Annotated in this window: 1 protein-coding gene; it reads right to left on the bottom strand. The window is 80.0% G+C overall.

All coding sequences use genetic code 11. The features are described from left to right. A partial coding sequence (locus tag ACFWOG_RS39860; protein ID WP_380364548.1) for a phosphopantetheine-binding protein occupies positions 1 to 606 on the bottom strand: 606 nt, incomplete at both ends.

The following is a 606-nucleotide window of genomic DNA, read 5'->3' as shown; positions in this document are numbered from 1 at the left end:
GGCGCACCCCGATCCGGGGGGGGCGTTTCCCCCCCACACCACGGGGGGGCCCGGCCGGAGCTGGACCTGGCGCAGACCGGCGTGCCGGTCGAGCAGCGCCTGGAGGGCGGTGGCCAGGTCCGCCGTAAGGACACCGGCGGGCAGGAGCACCAGCCGGGCCTGGGCGATCCGGTCGACCGGGCCGCCGCGTTCGGCGAGCCAGTGGGCGATCGGGGGCAGCGGCAGCGGACCGGTTCCGTCGTCCTGCGGCCGGACGGCCGCCGGGGCGGTCCCGGCGGCCGGCGCGGCCGGGACGGCGAGCTCGGCGAGCCGGGCGGGGGTGGGTGCCTCGAAGACCTGCCGGGCGGTGAGGGTCAGACCCGCCTTGCGGGCCAGCGACACCAGCCGGATGGAGACGATGCTGTCGCCGCCGAGTTCGAAGAAGTCGGCGTGCCGGTCGACGGCGGTCAGGCCGAGGGCCTCGGCCATCAACCGGGCCAGCACGACGACGGGTTCGGCGGTCCCGGAAGGTTCGGCGGGCTCGGCGACGGTCGCGGCGGCCGGGCGCGGGGGGGCCGCCGGGGGGTCCCGCCGGCCCGGCCGGGGCCGCCGCGCGTGGGTGGCGGG

Source organism: Kitasatospora sp. NPDC058406 (assembly GCF_042722765.1).
Taxonomy (GTDB): Bacteria; Actinomycetota; Actinomycetes; order Streptomycetales; family Streptomycetaceae; genus Kitasatospora.
Note: the sequence above shows the minus strand (reverse complement) of the source record. Positions and strands in the feature narration are given on the sequence as shown.